14 protein-coding genes are annotated in these 20784 nt (G+C 46.7%); 8 read left to right on the plus strand and 6 right to left on the minus strand.

Annotation, left to right across the window (positions count from 1 at the left end):
• The 3 genes from BR02_RS0100005 to BR02_RS0100015 form a co-directional block, all read left to right on the plus strand.
• Window positions 1-262 (plus strand): integrase core domain-containing protein (locus tag BR02_RS0100005; protein WP_031512995.1); only part of this gene is annotated, 262 nt, incomplete at its 5' end.
• 23 nt (window positions 263-285) lie between these two features.
• Entirely contained in the window at window positions 286-1482 is a 1197-nt protein-coding gene (locus BR02_RS0100010) for a vWA domain-containing protein (RefSeq protein ID WP_157834901.1), read from the plus strand.
• Window positions 1475-2413, plus strand: a complete 939-nt coding sequence (locus tag BR02_RS0100015; protein ID WP_031512999.1) for a hypothetical protein — start codon at window positions 1475-1477, stop codon at window positions 2411-2413. The genes BR02_RS0100010 and BR02_RS0100015 overlap by 8 nt, the downstream gene beginning before the upstream one ends.
• A 62-nt stretch (window positions 2414-2475) precedes the next feature.
• Here the strand turns inward: BR02_RS0100015 and mntR are convergent, their stop codons facing one another.
• The gene (gene mntR, locus BR02_RS0100020; RefSeq protein ID WP_031513001.1) at window positions 2476-2949 is read right to left on the minus strand and encodes a transcriptional regulator MntR; all 474 of its coding nucleotides are present in this window, start codon (window positions 2947-2949) and stop codon (window positions 2476-2478) included.
• Window positions 2950-3140: 191 nt separating this feature from the next.
• Between mntR and BR02_RS0100025 the strand changes: the two genes are divergently transcribed.
• The 4 genes from BR02_RS0100025 to BR02_RS0100045 all read left to right on the plus strand — a co-directional run bounded on the left by BR02_RS0100025 (window position 3141) and on the right by BR02_RS0100045 (window position 10371).
• Window positions 3141-3881, plus strand: a complete 741-nt coding sequence (locus BR02_RS0100025; RefSeq protein ID WP_034638582.1) for a metal ABC transporter ATP-binding protein — start codon at window positions 3141-3143, stop codon at window positions 3879-3881.
• Entirely contained in the window at window positions 3881-4741 is an 861-nt protein-coding gene (locus BR02_RS0100030) for a metal ABC transporter permease (RefSeq protein ID WP_031513005.1), read from the plus strand. The genes BR02_RS0100025 and BR02_RS0100030 overlap by 1 nt, the downstream gene beginning before the upstream one ends.
• A 15-nt stretch (window positions 4742-4756) precedes the next feature.
• Window positions 4757-5665: a metal ABC transporter solute-binding protein, Zn/Mn family gene (locus tag BR02_RS0100035; protein ID WP_031513007.1), complete on the plus strand. Its 909-nt coding sequence runs from the start codon at window positions 4757-4759 to the stop codon at window positions 5663-5665.
• A 281-nt stretch (window positions 5666-5946) separates the two neighbouring features.
• The gene (locus BR02_RS0100045) at window positions 5947-10371 is read left to right on the plus strand and encodes an NAD(P)-binding protein (RefSeq protein WP_031513011.1); all 4425 of its coding nucleotides are present in this window, start codon (window positions 5947-5949) and stop codon (window positions 10369-10371) included.
• A gap of 133 nt (window positions 10372-10504) precedes the next feature.
• Here BR02_RS0100045 and BR02_RS0100050 read toward each other — a convergent pair whose 3' ends face one another.
• Genes BR02_RS0100050 through BR02_RS0100060 form a run of 3 tightly spaced genes read right to left on the minus strand, consistent with a single transcriptional unit; the run spans window position 10505 to window position 12700 of the window.
• Entirely contained in the window at window positions 10505-10966 is a 462-nt protein-coding gene (locus BR02_RS0100050; protein ID WP_031513013.1) for a transposase, read from the minus strand.
• Between the two features lie 49 nt (window positions 10967-11015).
• Window positions 11016-12203, minus strand: a complete 1188-nt coding sequence (locus BR02_RS0100055) for an anti-sigma factor (protein WP_031513015.1) — start codon at window positions 12201-12203, stop codon at window positions 11016-11018.
• Window positions 12200-12700 carry a sigma-70 family RNA polymerase sigma factor gene (locus BR02_RS0100060; protein WP_031513017.1) on the minus strand — a complete coding sequence of 167 codons (501 nt, stop codon included), beginning with the start codon at window positions 12698-12700 and terminating at the stop codon, window positions 12200-12202. The genes BR02_RS0100055 and BR02_RS0100060 overlap by 4 nt, the downstream gene beginning before the upstream one ends.
• A 470-nt stretch (window positions 12701-13170) precedes the next feature.
• Between BR02_RS0100060 and BR02_RS0100065 the strand changes: the two genes are divergently transcribed.
• Window positions 13171-17622 (plus strand): NAD(P)-binding protein, encoded by a 4452-nt coding sequence (locus tag BR02_RS0100065; RefSeq protein WP_031513019.1) that lies wholly within the window; start codon window positions 13171-13173, stop codon window positions 17620-17622.
• Between the two features lie 64 nt (window positions 17623-17686).
• Here the strand turns inward: BR02_RS0100065 and BR02_RS0100070 are convergent, their stop codons facing one another.
• Both BR02_RS0100070 and BR02_RS0100075 read right to left on the minus strand, forming a co-directional pair.
• Entirely contained in the window at window positions 17687-20062 is a 2376-nt protein-coding gene (locus BR02_RS0100070) for a homocysteine S-methyltransferase family protein (RefSeq protein WP_031513021.1), read from the minus strand.
• On the minus strand, window positions 20049-20747 hold the full coding sequence (locus BR02_RS0100075; protein ID WP_031513023.1) for a vitamin B12 dependent-methionine synthase activation domain-containing protein: 699 nt from the start codon (window positions 20745-20747) through the stop codon (window positions 20049-20051). The genes BR02_RS0100070 and BR02_RS0100075 overlap by 14 nt, the downstream gene beginning before the upstream one ends.
• Window positions 20748-20784: the final 37 nt, after the last annotated feature.

Here is a 20784-nt window from a genome sequence, read left to right on the forward strand (position 1 = left end):
ATTTACTTCGAAGGAATTTGTTCGCTCATGCGAAGCCCTGTTCATCCAGCAAAGCATGAGCCGAACAGGCTGTCCCTATGACAATGCACCGATCGAGCGCTACTTTAACACCTTGAAACATGAGCTGATCTATCTTTTCGAGTATAGAACTGAACGTGAATTGGATGCTGCAGTAGCGGAATTTGCCTACGCTTGGTATAACCGAGTACGGCCTCACACGTTCAATGGTGGTCTAACACCGGCTGCTGCCAGAGTGGCTTGATACTATGTGCTGGTGTTACAATTTTGCTTGACCACGTCAATGTAATTGCAGATACAATAGACCTGGTTGTTTGGGGGAGAACGGTTTCAGGTATATTGCAAATGAAAGATCCTGAGAATATAGTTGATAAAATTGATAATTTGACAACAATAGTATTAACGATAGATTCTACAATTAGCGATGTTAATAAACTGACAACTAAACACCCTGAAATAAAAGATATATTAAACTCCAAAATATTTAACCCATTAACTGACCGACAAAAAAATGATATTTTCTTAATGAGTAAACAAAATGTTGTTTATGAATTAAACGAACGCAGTAAGCTTCTAAATTTATTAATCGATTATTTAAACAAAAAGCTTTTGCAAGTTAATATCCGCCAAATTAATAGCGATTATTTCCCTACAGTAGTTGCATATGCAGATATAGTGGATTTTGACGGCATGCCTGTTGAGGTGAAAAAAGAAGATATATATATTCAAGATAACGGCAAAGCAGTAGACAAAGCTTCTGTCACTATAATACCTAGAAGAGAAGAACGGGTTAGAACACCTGTAAATATTCACTTGGTCTTTGATATTAGCAGTAGCATGAAGGGGAGCCCAATGGTTGGGGCAAAGGAAGCAGGTATACACTTTTTAGATTTAATAAATGATGAAAAGGTGGCTGTTAGTGCTTTCAATAATAACTATCAATCACTGGTAAGCATGACAAATGACAAGGAGCTTTTAACAGAGGCAATAAATGGATTACAATCAAGTGGAGGCACAGCTCTTTATGATGCAATATTAACAGCCACAGAAAGCACAGCTGATGCCATCGGAAGAAAAGCTATAATAGTGCTTTCGGACGGTGCAGACACCAATAGTTCTGCAAGTATAGAAGAAGCCATAACAGCGGCTAGAAATTCCGGTGTTACTATTTTTGCTATAGCCCTAGGAAGCTTTGATGCCCTGCCTTTAGAGACCTTAGCACTTGGAACCGGTGGTATGGTCTTATATACTCATGACCCTTCTGAGTTAAAAACGATCTATGAAAGGTTTAACAAGATGGTTCAAGGTGAGTATAAAATAACTTACAATGCTATAAGTGATGGGTTTAATGAAAGAGAACTGTTTTTACAAGTAAACTATGCAGGTATAATCGAAAAAGATAAGTCAAGATACACAGTTGCCCAAATCCCTACGAAAGAAGAGAGGGATATGAATAATGAATAACAATGATTTCTTGAAAGAACTTTTAGACAAAGAAAAATTAAATAAGGAGAATAGTGAAGAGCAGGAAAAGGAAAAAAAACCCACGGAGCAAAAGGTTAAGTCAGAAATTAACTTTAAAGGATTGGCTTTAAAGACTATAAGCCATGTGTTTGCTTGGATTAATCTTGAGGCATTAATACTGGGGGCAGGATTGGGAGTTCTAAACTATTTTTTTACGATATCTCCCTTGTTTCTTTTGCCCTTTATCTTAACTTGCTGGGTGCTCATAAGAATTAATTCTGATAGAAAGTTCAAATGGCTTATAAGCAGCGCTTTTTATAGTCTATTATTTTATATGGGGTGGGGAGCGGTAACCTTTATATTAAACATCAATCTTATTTCGGATGATTTTAAGAATTATACTTATATGCTGTCATATTTGTATGAATCGCTGGTGGTTATTGGAAATATAATAGCCTGTTATTTCTTTTATTTATTAAGAAACAGAAATCTTGGAAGTATTAAATATAAAAGGGTGCTTGACTTTTTACAACCACAAAAACCTTTGTCAATGGTAGTTGTTGCTTTAGCGTTAGGTGTTTTACTGGGAGTGTTGTTAGGTAAGCTAATCCCCGGTTTAATTGCAATACCGATTTTAATTTCATTTGGAGCCATACTATTAAGCCCTATAGTAAAAACCTTTAAATATTGGGTGTTAGGGTTTATGGTTTACTCAATTGTTGTTACTGCTGCCGTGTATCTAGCTCATTTTAATGCCATTGGATTCATACGATACAGTTGGTATGATTTTATAATGGCACATAGAACAGTTTTCTATCAATTAGGACTGCAGTTTTTTGTATTAAGTTATCTAAAAATTTTTGCATTTAATGAAGAGCAGGATGTTGGTGTAGGTGAGATTCCTGAAGATTCAAAAATAGCAGCGCACTAAGCGCATTAAAGGTATATAAAGATCAACAATAAACCCCTTGAAATTTTCAAGGGGTTTATTTATTATACCGATCTTTCCCTAAACTGTTTAAACTGCTTAAGAATTTCGGGGTTTTGCTGTAAAAAACTAACAAAGGCATCGATAACCTGAAAGGTGTCCCAGTTAATGTAGTGCTCCATTTGCTCAACATTTTTTTGCAGGTTCTTTACTATTCCCAGTAAGCTTAAAAACTTTTTTAAAGTATTATGCCTTTGTAAAAAGTAATTACCCAGGGCTTTTCCTTCTTCGGTCAAGTGAATCATGCCGTACCTTTCATAATTTAGCAGCGACCTGTCGTGCAGCCTTTGCATCATTTTTGTTACTGATGGGGGCTGTACATTTAGTTTTTCAGCCAAATCATTGACCCTTGTATATCCCGTTCCTTGACTTAAACGATAAATCATTTCTATATAGTCTTCCATGCTGGGAGTAAGGGCATCTTCACCGGCGGCAATTTCATAACCGCGAGCGGTATAAAACTCTTCACTGTTACCCATAGTCCTCCCCCCATAGTACTTAAATAATACCTGATAACTATAGATATGCAAGAAAAATTTAACCATGACTAATTTTTGAGATAAGACAAACACCAAATGTTGTTTCAAAAAATATAATACAGCGGTTGCAGTTTTAGACGAAGTTAACTTAGTTAATCGCTGCTAGCAGCATGTTAGGGGGTATTTATATTGTGTGTGCAGATGTCATTGTAGAGGTAAGTAATTTATCTGTTTCCTACGAAGGTAACAGGGTTTTTAAAAACATTTCCCTATCTGTAAAGGCAAAGCAGTTGGTGGGAATTATAGGGCCCAACGGCGGGGGAAAATCAACGCTGATGAAAGCAATTATGGGCCTTGTAAATGTGGATACCGGCAAGGTAAGGGTGATGAATCAAAATGTAAATAAAATCCGCAAAAAAATTGCCTACGTGCCCCAAAGAAGTGACATTGATATGAATTTTCCGGTCTTGGTGGAAGATGTGGTGCTGATGGGTCGCTACCCCCATATTAAATGGTGGGGACTGCCTACAAAAAAGGACCGGCAGATTGTAGAAGAGTGTTTGCAACAAGTGGGGATGTGGGATCACCGCAAAAGACAAATTGGCCAACTGTCAGGGGGGCAGCAGCAGCGGGTTTTTCTGGCCCGGGCCCTGGCCCAGCAAGCAGAGTTGTTTTTTTTGGATGAGCCCTTTACCGGCATTGACATTGCTTCGGAAAAGGTGATCATGGAGCTGCTAAAAGAATTAAGGGATGCAGGCAAAACGCTCTTTGTTGTTCACCACGATTTAAGTAAGGCAGAGTCTTATTTTGACACCATCATTCTGTTAAAGAAAAAGTTAATAGCCTATGGTAAAAGGGAAGAGGTCTTTCGGACAGATTGCCTGCGGGAAGCCTATGGTGGGGCCGATGGCCTAATGGTGGTGAATGCCTGATGGCTAATCTGGCCTTCTTTCTTGATTCCCTGTCCAGGTATCAATACCTGCAAAATGCCATGATTGCCGGTGTTTTAGTGGGCATTATCTGCGGTGCCATTGGCTGCTTTATTATTTTAAGGGGTATGGCCCTGATGGGCGATGCCATCTCCCATGCGGTGCTGCCGGGGGTAGCCCTTGCCTACATGTTTGGCTTTAGTTTTTTTATTGGAGCGGTTGTCACCGGGGTAGTCACAGCCTTGGGCATTGGCTATGTAACACAGCACAGCAGAATAAAAGATGACTCGGCCATTGGCATTATGTTTACCGCAGCCTTTGCACTGGGTGTGGTATTAATTAGTATGCGTCGGGGTACCGGGGTAGATTTATGGCACATTTTATTTGGCAATGTACTGGCGGTATCCCGGGCGGATTTGTGGATGACGCTGGCAATTGGTGTGGTGGTACTTGCCTGCCTAATACTTTTTTACAAGCAGCTGGTGCTCAGCACCTTTGACCCGGTGATGGCCCAGGCGGTGGGCCTGCCCATCAAATTAATTCACTACTTACTGATGGTGCTGCTGTCCTTGGTTACCGTTGCTTCACTGAAAACAGTGGGCATTGTACTGGTGGTGGCAATGCTTATTACACCGGGGGCCACCGCTTACTTACTAACTGATCGATTGCCGATAATGATCGGCCTGTCCTCTGTTTTTGGGGTCTTTTCAGCTGTGGTGGGAGTATATTTTTCCTATCTATATGATGTATCAACCGGGGCATCCATTGTTCTGGTGGCCTCAACGCTTTTTGCCCTGTCTTTCTTCTTATCACCAAAGCAGGGCTACATCTTTGGCAGACTGCGGGCGCGGGCAGTCCACTGACTGAGGAGGAGGAAAATGAAAAAAATACTTTTACCGGTATTAGCCCTAATCCTGATAACGGTTTTATCCTTAGCAGGCTGCGGGGGGGCAGACACACCCCGGCAGCAGGCTGAGGATGAGGGTTTAAAGATTGTAACCAGCCTATCTATACTGGCGGATCTTACCGAAAACATAGTGGGGTGGCGGGGTGATGTACATTATATAGTTCCCATCGGTGAAAATCCCGAGGATTACGAATTGCTGCCCAGTGAATTTCAGCGAGCCACCGATGCCGATGTGATCTTTATTAACGGACTTAACTTGGAGGCAATGATTGAGCGAGTGCTGAAAAGCGCCACTGAAACAAAAATAGTGCATTTAACAGAGGGCATTACCCCTATCCCGCTGGTGGGTGAAGAAGCGGCAGACCCACACGCCTGGCTTGATGCCCAACTGGCTGTCACCTATGTGGATAATATCCTGGACACCCTTGTGGAATTGGATCCGGCCGGCGAAGAATATTACCGGGCAAATGCAGCGGCCTATAAAGAGCAGTTATTGGAATTGGATGCCTGGATTAAGGAGCAGGTCGAACAGGTGCCTGAAGAAAACCGGGTGATAGTGGTCAGTGAGAATGCCTTAAAGTATTACGGCCGGGCCTATGGCTTTCAAACCGAAGGCATTTGGGAGCTAAATGCCCATGAAGAAGGTACACCTCAACAAATTTCCAGAATTGTTGACTTGGTGAAAAACAGAGGAATACCGGCCTTGTTTGCCGAGACAACGCTGGATAAAAGATATATAAAAATGATAAGCAAGGAGACCGGGGTACCAATCGCAGGGGAGGTTTACACCGATGCCTTGGGTAAGCCGGGCAGTGGTGCAGAAACGTACATTGGCATGATGAGGCACAACACCCAGGTGTTTATAGAGGGGTTAAGATAAATAGCTTTAAGTTTAAGGGGCCAAGGCCCCCTTTTTTATTTTTGCAAAAACCTATTAAATTTTTAGCAAAAATGTTAATAATAACGCAATTAATAATAATCAAACAAAATAGCCAAAAAACATAAATAATATTACCATAAAGCTTCAAAATGAGGTTTGAAAGTTTGCTATATACGGTGTTAGAATATTTTAAAAATAGCCTAATAAAAGCGAGGGGGGTATTTTTTTCTCGGGGTTTGTGCATTTAGTAACAAGTGTTACCTTGAAGGGGGTAGTTAAGAATGAGTGATAAGATCACCGGTGCTGTAATGGTTGTAGGCGGCGGAATATCAGGTATGCAATCATCGCTGGATTTAGCTGAAGCCGGCTATCGGGTCTACCTGGTAGAGAAAAAGGCCGCCATTGGTGGCACCATGGCTCGTTTAGATAAAACTTTTCCCACCAACGACTGTGCCATGTGTATTATGTCGCCTAAATTGGTAGATACCGGTAGGCATAAGGATATTGACATTATTCCCGGCACAGAGGTAATTGATGTGACCGGTGAACCGGGAAAATTTAAGGTTAAACTCCATAAAAAGGCACGTTATGTTGATTTGGCTAAATGTACCGGCTGTGGTGAATGTGCAACCGTATGTCCTGTTAGCTTAAAGGATCACTTTAACGGTGAGCTGGCTGACCGCAAGGCCATTTATAAACTTTATGCCCAGGCAACTCCAAACGCCTTCGCGGTGGAAAAGAATGGAGTTGCCCCTTGTCAAGGAGCCTGCCCGGCGGGTATTAACGTTCAAGGTTATGTGCAGTTAATTAAATCCGGTAAATTCATTGACGCCTGGAAGATGATTTACCGGGACAACCCGCTGCCCGCCATATGCGGACGCGTGTGTGCCCACCCCTGTGAATCAGCCTGTAACCGCAAAGAAATTGATCAACCGGTACAAATACAAAAATTAAAAAGGCTGGCGGCCGATGTGGCCTATGAAAATATAGAATCACTGCCGCTGCCGGAAAAAGAAGGCCGGCGGGAAGAAAAGGTAGCGGTGATTGGTTCCGGGCCGGCCGGCTTAACTGCTGCCCACTATCTGGCCCTAAAGGGTTATCAAGTAACCATATTTGAGGCACTGCCTGTTAGCGGCGGTATGATGCGGGTTGGTATTCCGGAGTACCGCCTGCCCAAAAAGTGGGTTGATTTAGAGATTGATTTAATTAAAAAACTTGGGGTAGAAATCAAGTTGAACACTGCCTTAGGTAAAGATATTACAATCAAGGGTTTAATGGATGAAGGATATAAATCGGTCTTCTTAGCGGTGGGTGCCCATAAGGGTTTAAGTTTACGGGTGCCCGGCGAAGATCTAAAGGGCGTGGTCAGTGCAGTGCAAATGTTGAAGCAGGTGGGCCTGGGTGAAAAGGTAAAGCTGGGCAAAAAGACCTTGGTTATCGGTGGCGGTAACGTGGCCATGGATGCGGCCCGGGTATCCCGCCGCTTGGGCAGTGAAGTGCACCTGCTATGTTTAGAATCGGAGGGTAGCTTACCCGCCTCTAAAGAAGAAATTGAAGAGGCCATGGAAGAGGGAGTGGTTTTCCACTATCAAACCGGTGTGCAAGAAATTATTGGCAAGGACGGCAGGGTAACCGGATTAAAGGCGGTTAACGTCACTTCATTATTTGATGAAGAAGGGCGTTTTGCCCCCCAATACGGAGACCAGTTAACCAGTTACCAAGATGTGGACAGTGTGGTGGTGGCCATTGGTCAAACCCCGGACCTATCCTTTGTGGGTGATCTGCCGCTGGTTAACGAAAGGGGTAACAGGCTGCAGGCCGATGCTGAAACCTTGGCAACCAATGTACCGGGAGTATTTGCCGGGGGGGACGCACAAAGTGGGCCCCGCTTATTGATTGATGCCATTGGTGCCGGTAAGCGGGCAGCTGAAAGTATTCATCGCTATATCCAGGGAGAGGATTTAAAGGCCAACCGCCGGTTCAGTATCCCCGAAGAGGATCTTGCGCCCCTAAGACAAGAGCTCGGAGAAGTGACCACACAAAAGGCGGTGGCCATGAATTATGCTCCTGCTGAAACCCGGATGAAAAACTTTGATGAGGTGGCGCTGGGTTACACTAAGGAACAGGCCCAACAGGAAGCAGAACGCTGTCTTAATTGCGCAGTGTGTTCTGAATGTTTACAATGCGTGGATGCTTGTGTGGCCAAGGCCATTGACCATACCATGGAGGATGAACAGTTAGAAGTGGATGTGGGGGCATTGATATTAAGCCCCGGCTTTGAGGTTTACGATGCCAAAAACCTGTCTTATTATGGTTTTGGCCGTTTCGCAAACGTCTTGACCAGTATGCAGTTTGAGCGGGTGCTGTCTGCCTCCGGTCCTTATTCGGGCCATATGGTAAGGCCCTCTGATCATAAGGAGCCGAAAAAGATTGCCTGGATTCAATGTGTGGGCTCCCGTAATACCAGAGAAAACAAAGGATACTGCTCTTCGGTATGCTGTATGTACGCCATCAAGCAGTGTGTAATTGCCAAAGAACACAGCCGGCAGCCCTTGGATACCACAATATTCTTTATGGATATGCGGACCCACGGCAAGGATTTTGAGCACTACTATCGGCGGGCGCAAAAAGAACATGGGGTAAATTTTGTCCGTTCCCGCATCTACGAAGTAAAAGAAGCTGATGACGGCAGTGAAGATTTAATTATCCGCTACTCCCACGAAGACGGGACCATCGCCACCGAACGTTACGATATGGTGATATTGTCGGTGGGATTAAGCCCCAACAGCGATGCCGCCAAACTGGCCCAAGCAGCGGGCATAGAGTTAAATGAATATGGTTTCTGCCTATCCGATGAATTTAATCCCGGCTGCACCTCCCGTCCGGGCATTTATGTGAGCGGTGCCTTTTGTGAGCCCAAAGACATTCCCGAAACGGCGGTGGATGCCAGCTCTGCGGCAGCCTATGCCTCCCGTACCCTGGCCCCTGCTAGGGGTTCAATGATTCGTGCCAAGGAATACCCACCGGAGCGGGATGTATCCAATGAAAAGCCCCGGGTGGGGGTATTTGTATGCAATTGCGGCATTAACATCGGTGGTGTGGTAGATGTGCCCCGGGTGGTGGAATTTGCCAAGACCTTGGATAAGGTGGTTTATTCCCAGGAGTTTTTATTTACTTGCTCCCAGGATAACATTATCAAGATCAAAGAAGCCATTATAGAGCACAAATTAAACAGAGTGGTGGTGTCATCCTGTACCCCGCGCACCCACGCGCCCTTGTTCCAGGCCAGTTTAAAAGAAGCGGGCTTAAACCCATATTTATATGAACATGCCAATATTAGAGAACACGTTTCCTGGGTACACCGGGAACAGCCGGAAGAGGCCACCGAGAAGGCAATGGATTTGGTGAAAATGGCGGTGGCCAAGGTGAAAATGCTAAAGCCGGTGCACACCTCGGTAATTGACATCAATCGCCGGGCCCTGGTGGTGGGCGGCGGTGTGGCAGGCATGACCAATGCCCTGTCCCTGGCAGAACAAGGATTTGAGGTTAGCTTAGTGGAAAAAACCGGTGAACTGGGCGGCCATGCAAGACACATTCACTATACTTTAAGGGGTAACAGCCCCATGGCCTTGGTGGAGGAGCTAATATCGAAGGTTAATGCCAACGACAAAATAGAAGTGATACTCAACGGTCAGGTTGCCGAGGTAAGCGGCTATCTGGGCAACTACCGCACAGTGATAAAAAAGGATGACGGTAGCAGGCTGGAAGTGGAGCACGGTGCGGTGATATTGGCCACCGGAGCCGAAGGGGCGGTCCCCGATGAATACCTCTACGGTGAACACCCGGCTGTGCTCACCCAGCAGCAGTTAGAAGAAAAGGTGGTAAATTCCCGGTTAGATGCTAAAACCCTTGTTATGATCCAATGTGTGGGCTCCCGCCAGGATAATCGGCCTTACTGCAGCAGGATATGCTGCACCCAGGCCATAAAAAATGCCTTAAAAATAAAAGAGCAAAACCCAAATACAAATATTTTTGTACTCTACCGGGACATGAGAACCTATGGTTTTAAAGAAGAATACTATACCAAGGCAAGGCAGCAGGGGGTTATCTTTATCCGCTACAGCCTAGATGATAAGCCCCGGGTAACTGCCAAGGGCGATCAGGTGTCTGTGCTGGTAACCGATCCGGTGTTGGGCCAGCCCATAAGCATCGATGCGGATTTACTGGTCTTGTCCAGCGGCATTGAACCCGGAAAAGATAATGAGGTGTTGAGCCAACACTTCAAAGTACCCTTAAATGCAGATGGCTTTTTCTCTGAAGCCCATATGAAACTGCGCCCGGTGGACTTTGCCGCCGACGGATTGTACCTTTGCGGTCTGGCCCATGGGCCTAAGAATATTGAAGAAAGTATAGCCCAGGCCAATGCCGCAGCAGTGCGGGCGGTAACCCTGCTGTCTAAGCCCGGTTTGGAATCCCTGGGCATCACCGCCACGGTGGATGAAGAATTATGTAAAGGCTGCGGCCTGTGCGTTCAGGCTTGCCCATACGGCGCCAGGGTGCTGGATGAGCGTAACAAGGTAGCCTGGGTGCGAGAGGTACTTTGTCAAGGCTGCGGCGCCTGCGCCGCCGTTTGCCCCAGCGGTGCCACCCAACAAAACGGCTACGAGAAAGACCAACTGCTAAATATGATAGACGCGGTACTCTAAAAGCAAAACTGCCACAGGGAGTAGGGGCGGTCTTGGACCGCCCCTTTTTCCTTACAACAATTCAATTTTCCTTATTTTTGATAACCTTATTTTTAAACACTGGCGACCACAGGTCGCCCCTACTTTTATATAGTTATATATAATATTTATCCTCTTCCCATTTTAATGGGTTTGTGTCAATATAATCCCATATTTTTAAGTATTCCTGTTTATTCCTTATGATGTGGTCATAAAATGATTTCTGCCATAATGAAAAGCCGACTTTTTTAGAAATAGAACCTTTGAATTGTTGAATAATGCGAGATATTGTAGGGGCGGTCTTTGACCGCCCGTTACCGGGATACAATATTATAATCATATGTATATGATTTGGCATGATAACGTATTTGTCAACTTTGACATTTTCATAAACAGAATTAATTTTACTTATTTCTAAATCAACAATTTCCCCAATTTTAGATAACTGTGGTATTGAACACTGGCGACCAGAGGTCGCCTTTTTATCCTGGGTACATATGGTAATGAAATAATAACCGGCTTGCGAATAATCATATCCTTTCAATCTGATCTTTTTCCTTCTAGGTAATTTCTCCATGGGCCACCACCCCTAATACTACTAAAATAGACAAATTTACCCCCACCCATTAATTGTAAATGGTGCCGCGGAAGTATCGGGTTTCCCAGTTCCATAGGGCCACTTCGCCCAGTGCAGAGAACTTAACTTCATCAACTTCTTTTAATTTCAACAACTCTTTGGTGGGGCCGGTTACCACTGCGCCGTATACCCTTAGGCCGTTTTCTTGCACATAATCCAGCCGCTTCTTTAATTGCAGATCATAACCCCAGCGGCGGTGTGCCCTGGCGGCCCATTTTTCGTGCTCAATTAAAAACTCCATCGCCTCTATAAAGGCGGCAGTTTTTTTAGCGCTGTCCCCGTCCAGTATTAGCGAATAGTTGCCCGGGCTATCCGGTTCATAGATAAGTGAATTGCTGTGGTTAGGAAAACCCCACAAAATACCGTCCCCTGCACTTACATAACCTCTGCTCTCATTTCTTAATTCAGCCTCCACCCCGGTGTCGACGGCAAACCATAGTAATTGAAGGTCATAACCGGATAAGATTTGATAAAGCTCATCTAAGCTATAGCTGGTATCAAAGGAAACTGCCAGCTCGGCCACTGTTCCCTCGGGTAATATGTCTAAAGTCTTCCATGCCCCGGCATCCGGCTGAAGCGATTTTTTTACAGGGCTTTCCTCATTGTTACCGGTCAATTTATCTTTATCATTCGGGTAAAGAAAGTGCATTTTTACGTCTAAGGCTTCGTCAGTCCAGTTTCTTTGAACACTCAAACGGTTAAAGAACATATTGATTTGCAGGTTTCCAATGGTGATACTGTCCCGGCCAAGGTCCTTATATAGTCTATAGTTGCCTTCCATTCCAAATAAGGGTTTCACCTGTGTACTGCCACCAAGGGTGTAAATATTAGGCATGGTAAACTCGGTGATCAGCTGTGAAGTCCGTGTGGCATTTTCACCCCGGTCACCTAGGGAATAAAACAGCCAAGATAATAAGGTGCCGGCCATGGTCACTGCCAATAGCACAGAAATTACATAGACCACATTGGAAATTCTGTTTTTCCATTTGGCCCTTTTAAGTATTTTAATTTGTTTTTCTTCGTTAACGGTTTGTATATCTTTATTAAGTTCCCTGTTAAGTTTGTTACTGCAGGCTGCACAGGCATTAATGTGGGCTTCCATTTCTTCTTCCTCTGCAGCGGTTAACTCACCTTTTAAATACTGCTGCCACTTTTTTTCTGCCTCTGAACAGTTCACTTTTTTACCCCCTTAAGTAACTCTTTGGTTTTGTTGCGCCCTCTGTACAAACTGACCTTTAAGTTGGCCGGTGTTATATTTAGCAGCTCTGCCGCTTCTTGATATGAAAATCCGTAGTAATCACAGAGTATTACAGCCTGTTTTTGCTTGGTAGGCAGTGTTGCCAGGGCCTGTGCCCACCGGTTTATTTCTTCAATCAGCAGATATCTTTCCTCCGGGCCCTTCTGCCCCATATCGGGGCAGTTTGCCACCAAGGGCTCAAGGGCTATCTGGCCTTTTTCTTTGCGATACCAGTCGATAAAGGCGTTTCTGGCTACCCGCAAGAGCCATGGTTTAACCTTTTCGCCTTGGTAGCTATCAAGATATAAATAGGCCCGGTAAAAGGTTTCCTGGGTGAGGTCCTCGGCGGTTTGAGGATGTTTACACAGTTGAAGCAGGTAGCGATAGACATCGTTTAGGTAGTACTTATAAATGGATTCTAAGTTGCCCTGCTCCATATTTCACCCTCCTTACCATATACACGAATTAATTAAAGAAAAGTTACAGCAATTATACAATAAAATAGAAATAGAACCCTATCGGCTGCGGTGCGAAAATACCAGCGTAAAAAACGCTTGACCACATTCAACAAAAAACGACAAATAACATGGGATTGTTAAAAATATCATTTGCAAGTAAAATAGGTTATAAAATTGAGCATCCAGATAAAAAGCAAGTATTTCTTGATAATTGCTTGATATATATCTAACTAATTAAATTTTATCTTTTCGACAAAATACACCATTTATCGCTTTTGATTTTCGCTGATACATATGGTAAACTAAATTTATATATAAAATAGTTGAAATGTCACTTGTGAAAGGCGGGTGGTGCATATATCAATTGCACGGCATGTGCAATTAATAACAATCCGTGGCGTATATCTGGCTGAACTACTTATACGGAAGGGAAGGAGGTCAGTTAGCTGATGAATGAACAGCAAACGACCGATAAAAAAATGACCGGTGCTGTAATGGTTGTAGGCGGCGGAATATCCGGTATGCAATCTTCGTTGGATTTAGCTGAAGCTGGTTACAGTGTGTACTTGGTGGAGAAAAAACCGGCCATTGGGGGCACAATGGCCCGTTTAGATAAAACTTTCCCCACCAACGACTGTGCCATGTGTATTATGTCTCCCAAGTTGGTGGATACCGGCAGGCATAAAGATATAAATATTATTGCTGGGGCAGAAGTGCTGGATGTGACCGGTGAACCGGGCAATTTTAAAGTTAAACTACATAAAAAGGCCCGCTATGTAGAACTGGCCAAGTGTACCGGATGCGGTGAGTGTGCCACCGTTTGTCCGGTGGAGTTAAAAGACCAATTTAACGGTGAACTGGCCAGCCGCAAAGCAATTTATAAACTGTATGCCCAAGCTACCCCCAATGCTTTTGCAGTGGAAAAGCGTGGGGTTGCCCCATGTACTGCTGCGTGTCCGGCGGGTATTAACGTTCAGGGTTATGTACAGTTAATAAAGTCAGGCAAGTTTATAGAAGCCTGGAAAATGATTTACCGTGACAACCCCCTGCCGGCAATATGTGGACGGGTTTGTGCCCACCCCTGTGAGTCTGCATGTAACCGTAAAGATATAGACCAAACGGTGCAGATACAAAAATTAAAGCGCCTGGCTTCTGACATAGCCTATGAAAACATGGACTCACTGCCCTTGCCGGAAAAAGAGGGTGAACGGGAAGAAAGAGTAGCCGTTATCGGCTCCGGCCCTGCCGGTTTAACAGCGGCCCACTACCTGGCCCTAAAGGGCTATAAGGTAACCATATTTGAAGCGCTACCGGTGTCGGGCGGTATGATGAGAGTGGGTATTCCGGAATACCGCCTGCCTAAAAAATGGGTAGACTTAGAAGTGCAGTTAATAGAAAGATTAGGGGTAGAAATTAAGTACAACACTGCCCTCGGTAAAGATATTACCATAGATCAACTGTTTAGTGACGGTTATAAGGCAATCTTCTTGGCCGTCGGTGCCCATAAAGGTATTAAAATGCGCACCCCCGGCGATGATTTAGACGGCGTTGTGGAAGCGGTTTCCATGCTGCGCAAGTTTAATTTAGGCGAAAAGGTAAATCTGGGTCGCAAGGTGCTGGTGGTGGGCGGCGGTAACGTGGCCATGGACGCAGCCCGTTCAGCTGTGCGACTGGGAGCGGAAGAGGTACATGTTCTCTACCGCCGTACCCGGGAAGAAATGCCGGCAGCCGATGAAGAAGTGGAAGAAGCCATGGAAGAGGGCGTAAAGTTTCACTTCAGAACGGTTATTAAGGAGATTAAGGGCAAAAACGGCAAGGTAAATGAAGTGGTTACCCAAAGTGTAGTGGCCATGGTGAAAAATGAGCAGGGTAGATGGGTGCCTCAATTCGGCGATGAAGTTACTAAGTGGGATAATGTTGATACAGTAATTGCAGCCATCGGCCAGTCCCCTGACTTATCCTTTGTGGGTGACAAACCCCTGGCCAACCAGTGGGGCAACCGCATTGAAGCGGATCCGGATACACTGGCCACCAACGTGCCCGGCATCTTTGCCGGCGGTGACGTGCAAACCGGTCCGGCTTTGCTGATAGATGCCATTGGTGCCGGTAAGCGGGCGGCTGAAAGTATTCACCGCTACATCCAGGGTGAAGATCTGCGCGCCAATCGCCAGTTTAAAGTTCCTGAAGAAAAGATTTCCCCGCTGCGCCAAAAGGCAGACGAGGTAGAGGTGCAAGCTGCCGTGCCCATGAACTATGCTGACCCGGCAGAACGGGCTAAAGACCTGCGCGAGGTGGCCCTGGGATATACTGCAGAACAGGCCCAGCAGGAGGCAGAACGCTGCCTTAACTGTGCTGTCTGTTCCGACTGCTTACAGTGTGTTGACGTGTGTGTGGCCAAAGCCATCGACCACAGCATGGTGGATGAAGAGGTTGAAATTGATGTGGGCGCCGTGATTTTAAGTCCCGGATTTGAAACCTTTGATGCTGCTAATTTGGAATACTATCGCTATAATGAATACCCCAACGTGATCACCAGTATACAATTTGAGCGGATACTTTCGGCCTCCGGGCCCTATGAGGGCCATATGGTGCGCCCCTCTGACAGTAAAGAACCAAAGAAAATTGCCTGGATTCAATGTGTGGGCTCCCGGAATGAAAAACAGTGTAAGGGATACTGTTCTTCGGTTTGTTGCATGTATGCCATAAAGCAGTGTGTGATAGCCAAAGAGCACAGCCGTGACCCACTGGAAACAGATATTTTCTTTATGGATATGCGTACCCATGGTAAAGATTTTGAGCGCTACTATGATCGGGCCCGCAACGAACACGGTGTTAACTTTATCCGTTCCAGAATTTATGAGATACAGGAGGCAAATGACGGCAGCAACGACTTGATCATTCGTTACTCCAACGAAGACGGCTCCATCACTACCCAGCGCTATGACCTGGTGGTGCTGTCGGTGGGTCTCAGCCCCAACAGCGATGCCGTTAAACTGGCAGAAGCGGCAGGTATTGAGTTAAACGATTATGGTTTTTGTTTAACCGATGAGTTTACACCGGGCTGCACATCCCGACCCGGAATCTATGTGGGCGGAGCTTTTTGTGAGCCTAAGGATATTCCTGAAACAGCGGTGGATGCCAGCTCTGCGGCAGCCCATGCATCACGCCTGCTGGCTCCGGTAAGGGGCACCATGATTAAAACTCAGGAGTACCCGCCTGAGCGGGATGTAACCGGTGAAGAACCGCGGGTAGGCGTGTTTGTTTGCAACTGTGGTATTAACATTGGCAGCGTTGTCAAGGTGCCCGAGGTGGTAGAGTATGCCCGGGGACTGGATAACGTTGTATACGCTGAAGAATTTTTGTTCTCTTGCTCAGCGGACAACATTGCAAAAATTAAAGAGGCCATTGTGGAGCAAAACTTAAATAGAGTGGTGGTATCATCTTGTACGCCGCGTACCCACGCGCCCTTGTTCCAAGCAAGCCTGAGGGAAGCCGGCATTAACCCCTATTTATACGAGCATGCCAATATTAGGGAACACGTGTCCTGGGTACACCGGGATCAACCGGAGCGAGCCACCGAGAAGGCCAAGGACTTGGTGAAAATGGCTGTGGCCAAGGTGAAGCTGCTTAAGCCTGTTCAAACATCGGTTATTGACATTAATCGTCGGGCCCTGGTGGTGGGCGGCGGCGTGGCGGGCATGTCCAATGCCCTCTCGCTTGCCGAGCAAGGTTTTGCTGTCACCCTGGTGGAAAAAACCGGAGAACTGGGCGGCCATGCAAGACACATTCACTACACCATAAACGGCAACAATCCGGTGGCTTTGGTGGAAGATTTAGTGGCAAAGGTGACCGGTAACGATAAAATAGACCTGGTGCTCAACGCCCAGGTGTCTGAGGTGAGCGGTTACTTAGGCAACTATCGTACCCTGCTAAAGCTGGATGACGGCAGCACGGTGGAAGTAGAGCACGGTGCTGTGGTTATAGCCACCGGCGCCGAAGCGGTGGTACCCAATGAGTACCTCTACGGTGAACACCCGGCTGTGCTCACCCAGCAGCAGTTAGAAGAAAAAATAGTAAACTCCCAGTTAAATGCAAAAACATATGTAATGATCCAGTGTGTTGGTTCTCGCCAAGACGACAGGCCCTATTGCAGCCGTATTTGCTGCACCCAGGCTGTTAAAAACGCCCTTAAAATTAAGGAGCAGCAGCCGGATGCCAGGATATTTGTACTGTATCGTGATATCAGAACCTATGGTTTTAAAGAAAAATATTATACCAAGGCAAGGCAGCAGGGGGTTATCTTCATTCGCTACAGCTTAGATGATAAACCCCAGGTAACTGCCAAGGGTGATCAGGTTTCTGTGCTGGTAACCGATCCGGTGCTGGGCCAGCCCATAAGCATTGATGCGGATTTACTGGTCTTGTCCAGCGGCATTGAACCGAAGAAGGACAACGAGGTGTTAAGCCAGCACTTTAAGGTGCCGTTAACCACAGACGGATTCTTCTCTGAAGCCCACATGAAATTGCGTCCGGTGGACTTTGCTGCCGACGGGCTGTACCTTTGCGGTCTGGCCCATGGGCCTAAGACCATTGATGAAAGTATTGCCCAGGCCAATGCTGCGGCAGTACGGGCAGTGACCCTCTTGTCTAAACCGGGCCTAGAATCACTGGGTATTACCGCCACAGTGGACGAAGAACTGTGTAGAGGCTGCGGCCTGTGCGTAGAAGTCTGCCCATACAGTGCCAGGGTGCTGGATGAGCGCACCAAGGTGGCTTGGGTACGGGAAGTGCTTTGCCAGGGCTGCGGTGCCTGCGTGGCAGTTTGCCCCAGTGGCGCTTGCCAACAAAAAGGCTTTGAAAAGGATCAAATGCTCAGCATGATGGATGCAGTATTAGGTTAATAATGAAAAGCCCCTCGTTTCGCACGGGGGGCTTTATAAATTTATGCCTGCTTAAGGGTGTTTTCTACTGTTTATAAACCTGCTGGGCTATTTGTACCCCTTCTCTGGCATCCCGGGCATAATAGTGGGCGTTAATTAAGTCGGCATAGCGCTGGTTTAGTACTGCGCCGCCCACCATTACTTTACAGTCCAAATTGGCTTCCTTTAACTGCACGATGGTTTCCTTCATGCTGGGGATGGTGGTGGTCATCAAGGCGCTTAAACCTACCAACTTGGCATCACTTTCTTTGGTGGCTTTTACAACGGCCTCCGGGGCTACGTCTTTGCCTAGATCGATTACATTATAGCCGTAGTTCTCCATCAATACTTTAACAATATTTTTACCGATGTCGTGGATGTCACCTTTGACGGTGGCCAGCACCACAGTGCCTTTATTTACTCCGCCCGACGGCAGCTCTTGGCGTAGGCGGTTAAAGGCTATTTGCACCACCTCGGCAGACTGCATCAATTGGGGCAGGAAAAATTCACCGCTTTCATATCTTTTGCCCACCTCATCCAGTGCAGCCACCAGCACCTTATCCACCACATCCATCACCTGCCTGCCGTCGGCCAGGTTTTGCTCCACCAGTTCAGTTACCCCGTCTTTAATGCCGTTAACCACCGCGTGATAAAGCATTTCATGGCTGCCCTTGGGCTCCTGGGCTGTGTTTTGGGTGGAGGGCTTATAGTCAGTGTACACCGGGATATATTGTTTAGCATCCACATCACGGTAAGTTAACACCTGGGCAGCCCTGACGGTGTCAACCATATGGCTGTGATGGGGGTTTAATATCGGTGCATCTAACCCTGCTGCCAGTGCCATGGCTAAAAAGGTACTGTTTAAAAGGCCTCTGTTGGGTAGCCCGAAGGATACATTACTCACCCCCAGCACAGTGGCCACACCCAGGTGCTCTTTTACCAACTGCACCGCCTTTATGGTTTCAATCACTTCCTCTTGTTGGGCGCTGGCTGTTAATACCAAACAGTCTATCAGCACATCTTCTTTGGGTATGCCGTACTCTGCGGCCCGCTCCACAATGCGGCGGGCCACCTCTAAACGCTCCTCGGCCTTGGGGGGTATGCCTTTTTCGTTTAGGCATAGGCCCAGCACACAGGCCCCATAGCGTTTAACCAGCGGAAGTATGGCAGACAGACTTTCTTCTTTGCCGTTGACCGAATTAAGCAGTGCTTTTCCGTGATAGGCCTGCAGGGCTGCCTCCACCGCCTGTACGTTGGTGCTGTCTATTTGTAGAGGTACGTTAACTACCTTTTGTACTGCATTCACTGCCCGCACCAACATTTCAGCCTCGTCAATGTCAGGCAGGCCGACGTTCACATCCAGTAAATCGGCACCGTTTTCCACCTGCTGCACCGCCTCTTGCACCACCTTGGCCAGTGTACCCCGGCGCAGTTCCTCGGACAGTGCCTTTTTGCCGGTGGGGTTGATGCGTTCACCGATGATTCTCACCGGCTGCCCGCTGCCCAAAACAAGGGTGCGGGTGCTGGAGGTGACGTAGGTTTTTGGTTGGTACCGGGGAGTAGGGGGGGTTAGGCCGGCCACTGCATTTTTAATGGCGCCGGTAAAGTCCGGCGTGGAACCGCAACAGCTGCCCACCAAAGAAGCTCCGGCCTCAACTAATTTTGGTGCATAGGCCCCCATTTCTTCGGCACTGAGGGGAAAGATTGTTTTGTCTCCATCCAGTACCGGAAGCCCGGCGTTGGGCTGTACCAGTAAGGGTACCTTGCTCACCGGGTACATATCTGCAATTACCTGCCGCAATTCTTCCGGGCCGCCGGAGCAGTTGGCTCCCACAACATCTGTCCCCAAGGATTGCAGCACAATAACCGCAGTGACCGGGTCGGTGCCCATTAGGGTGCGGCCTTCAGGTTGAAAGGTCATGCAGCAAATTACCGGCACATGGGGGGCGGCATCTTTTGCAGCCAGCACCGCTGCCCGGGCCTCTCCCAGATCAGACATTGTTTCTATACATATTACATCTGCGCCGGCTGAAATGCCGGCGGTAATTTGTTCTTTAAAAACTTGGTAAGCCTCATTAAAGGTTAAGGGGCCGCTGGGCTGCATCAATTTACCGGTGGGTCCCACCGAAAGGGCCACCAAGGTATTATGGTCACAGGCTGCCTTGGCTGCCTTAACACCGGCGGCGTTTAACTCTGCGGTTCTGTCTTCCAATCCGAATTCCGCCAGCTTAATGCGGTTGCCCCCAAAGGTGTTGGTCTCAATGACATTGGCTCCGGCTGCAACATATTTACGGTGGATGTCGGTAATTGCTTGCTGCTCTTCTACGTTTAACAGTTCCGGGCATCCGTCTTCCAGCAAGCCGTGTTTTTGTAGCATGGTGCCCATGGCTCCGTCAAATACTAAAATTTTATTGGCTATCATTTCTTGTAGTTTTGGCACATTTATCACCTCTGTTTCGATAGGCGCAGTTTTCGGCCTGACAATGACTGCATTTATCCATCACCGGGGTATCCATATCTCCGGGGGTAAAACCGACAACGCCAATGATACTTTTTTGTGGCAGCAGCATGCAGCTGTCGGTAACGGTGATACCGATGCTTTGTGCATTGACTGCTTTCAGTAATTGTGGCTGCACAGTGACCGGAAAATCCCCATAGCCGCTGCAAAAGCGCCAGGTAAGCTTGTAGCCTTGTTTCATGGCCGAGGCCTTTAGACTTTCCTGCAGGCGGTCAGCCACCTTTTCCACAGCGTCGGTGCCCACCGCATCTAAAATGGTGCCGGCGGCATATTCACCCTGTTTAAACAGTTTAGATACTTCAGCCTCTAACTGCGGCCCTATGGTGGCGGCCACAATACATACTTTTTTAGCATACCTCAAATGGTCAGAGATATCCTTCCCCGGCAGCAGCAAATCCGCTTCCTGCAGCAATACTCCCCTGTGGTCCAGGTGCACCCTGTTAAAAATGCGGTGTGTGGTGTTGGGTTCCAGCAAGGTGGTGCCCAATAATATGTAGTAATCAATTTTTTCTAACATTTGCTGACTATACCGGGTGCTTTCAGGCTTGTATCCTAAATAACGCAGTACTTGGTCTTTGTCTATATACATCTAACTGCTCCTTTGTTTTTCCGGTAAAGATACATTT

It is taken from the genome of Desulfofalx alkaliphila DSM 12257, from assembly GCF_000711975.1.
GTDB classification, from domain to species: domain Bacteria; phylum Bacillota; class Desulfotomaculia; order Desulfotomaculales; family Desulfohalotomaculaceae; genus Desulfofalx; species Desulfofalx alkaliphila.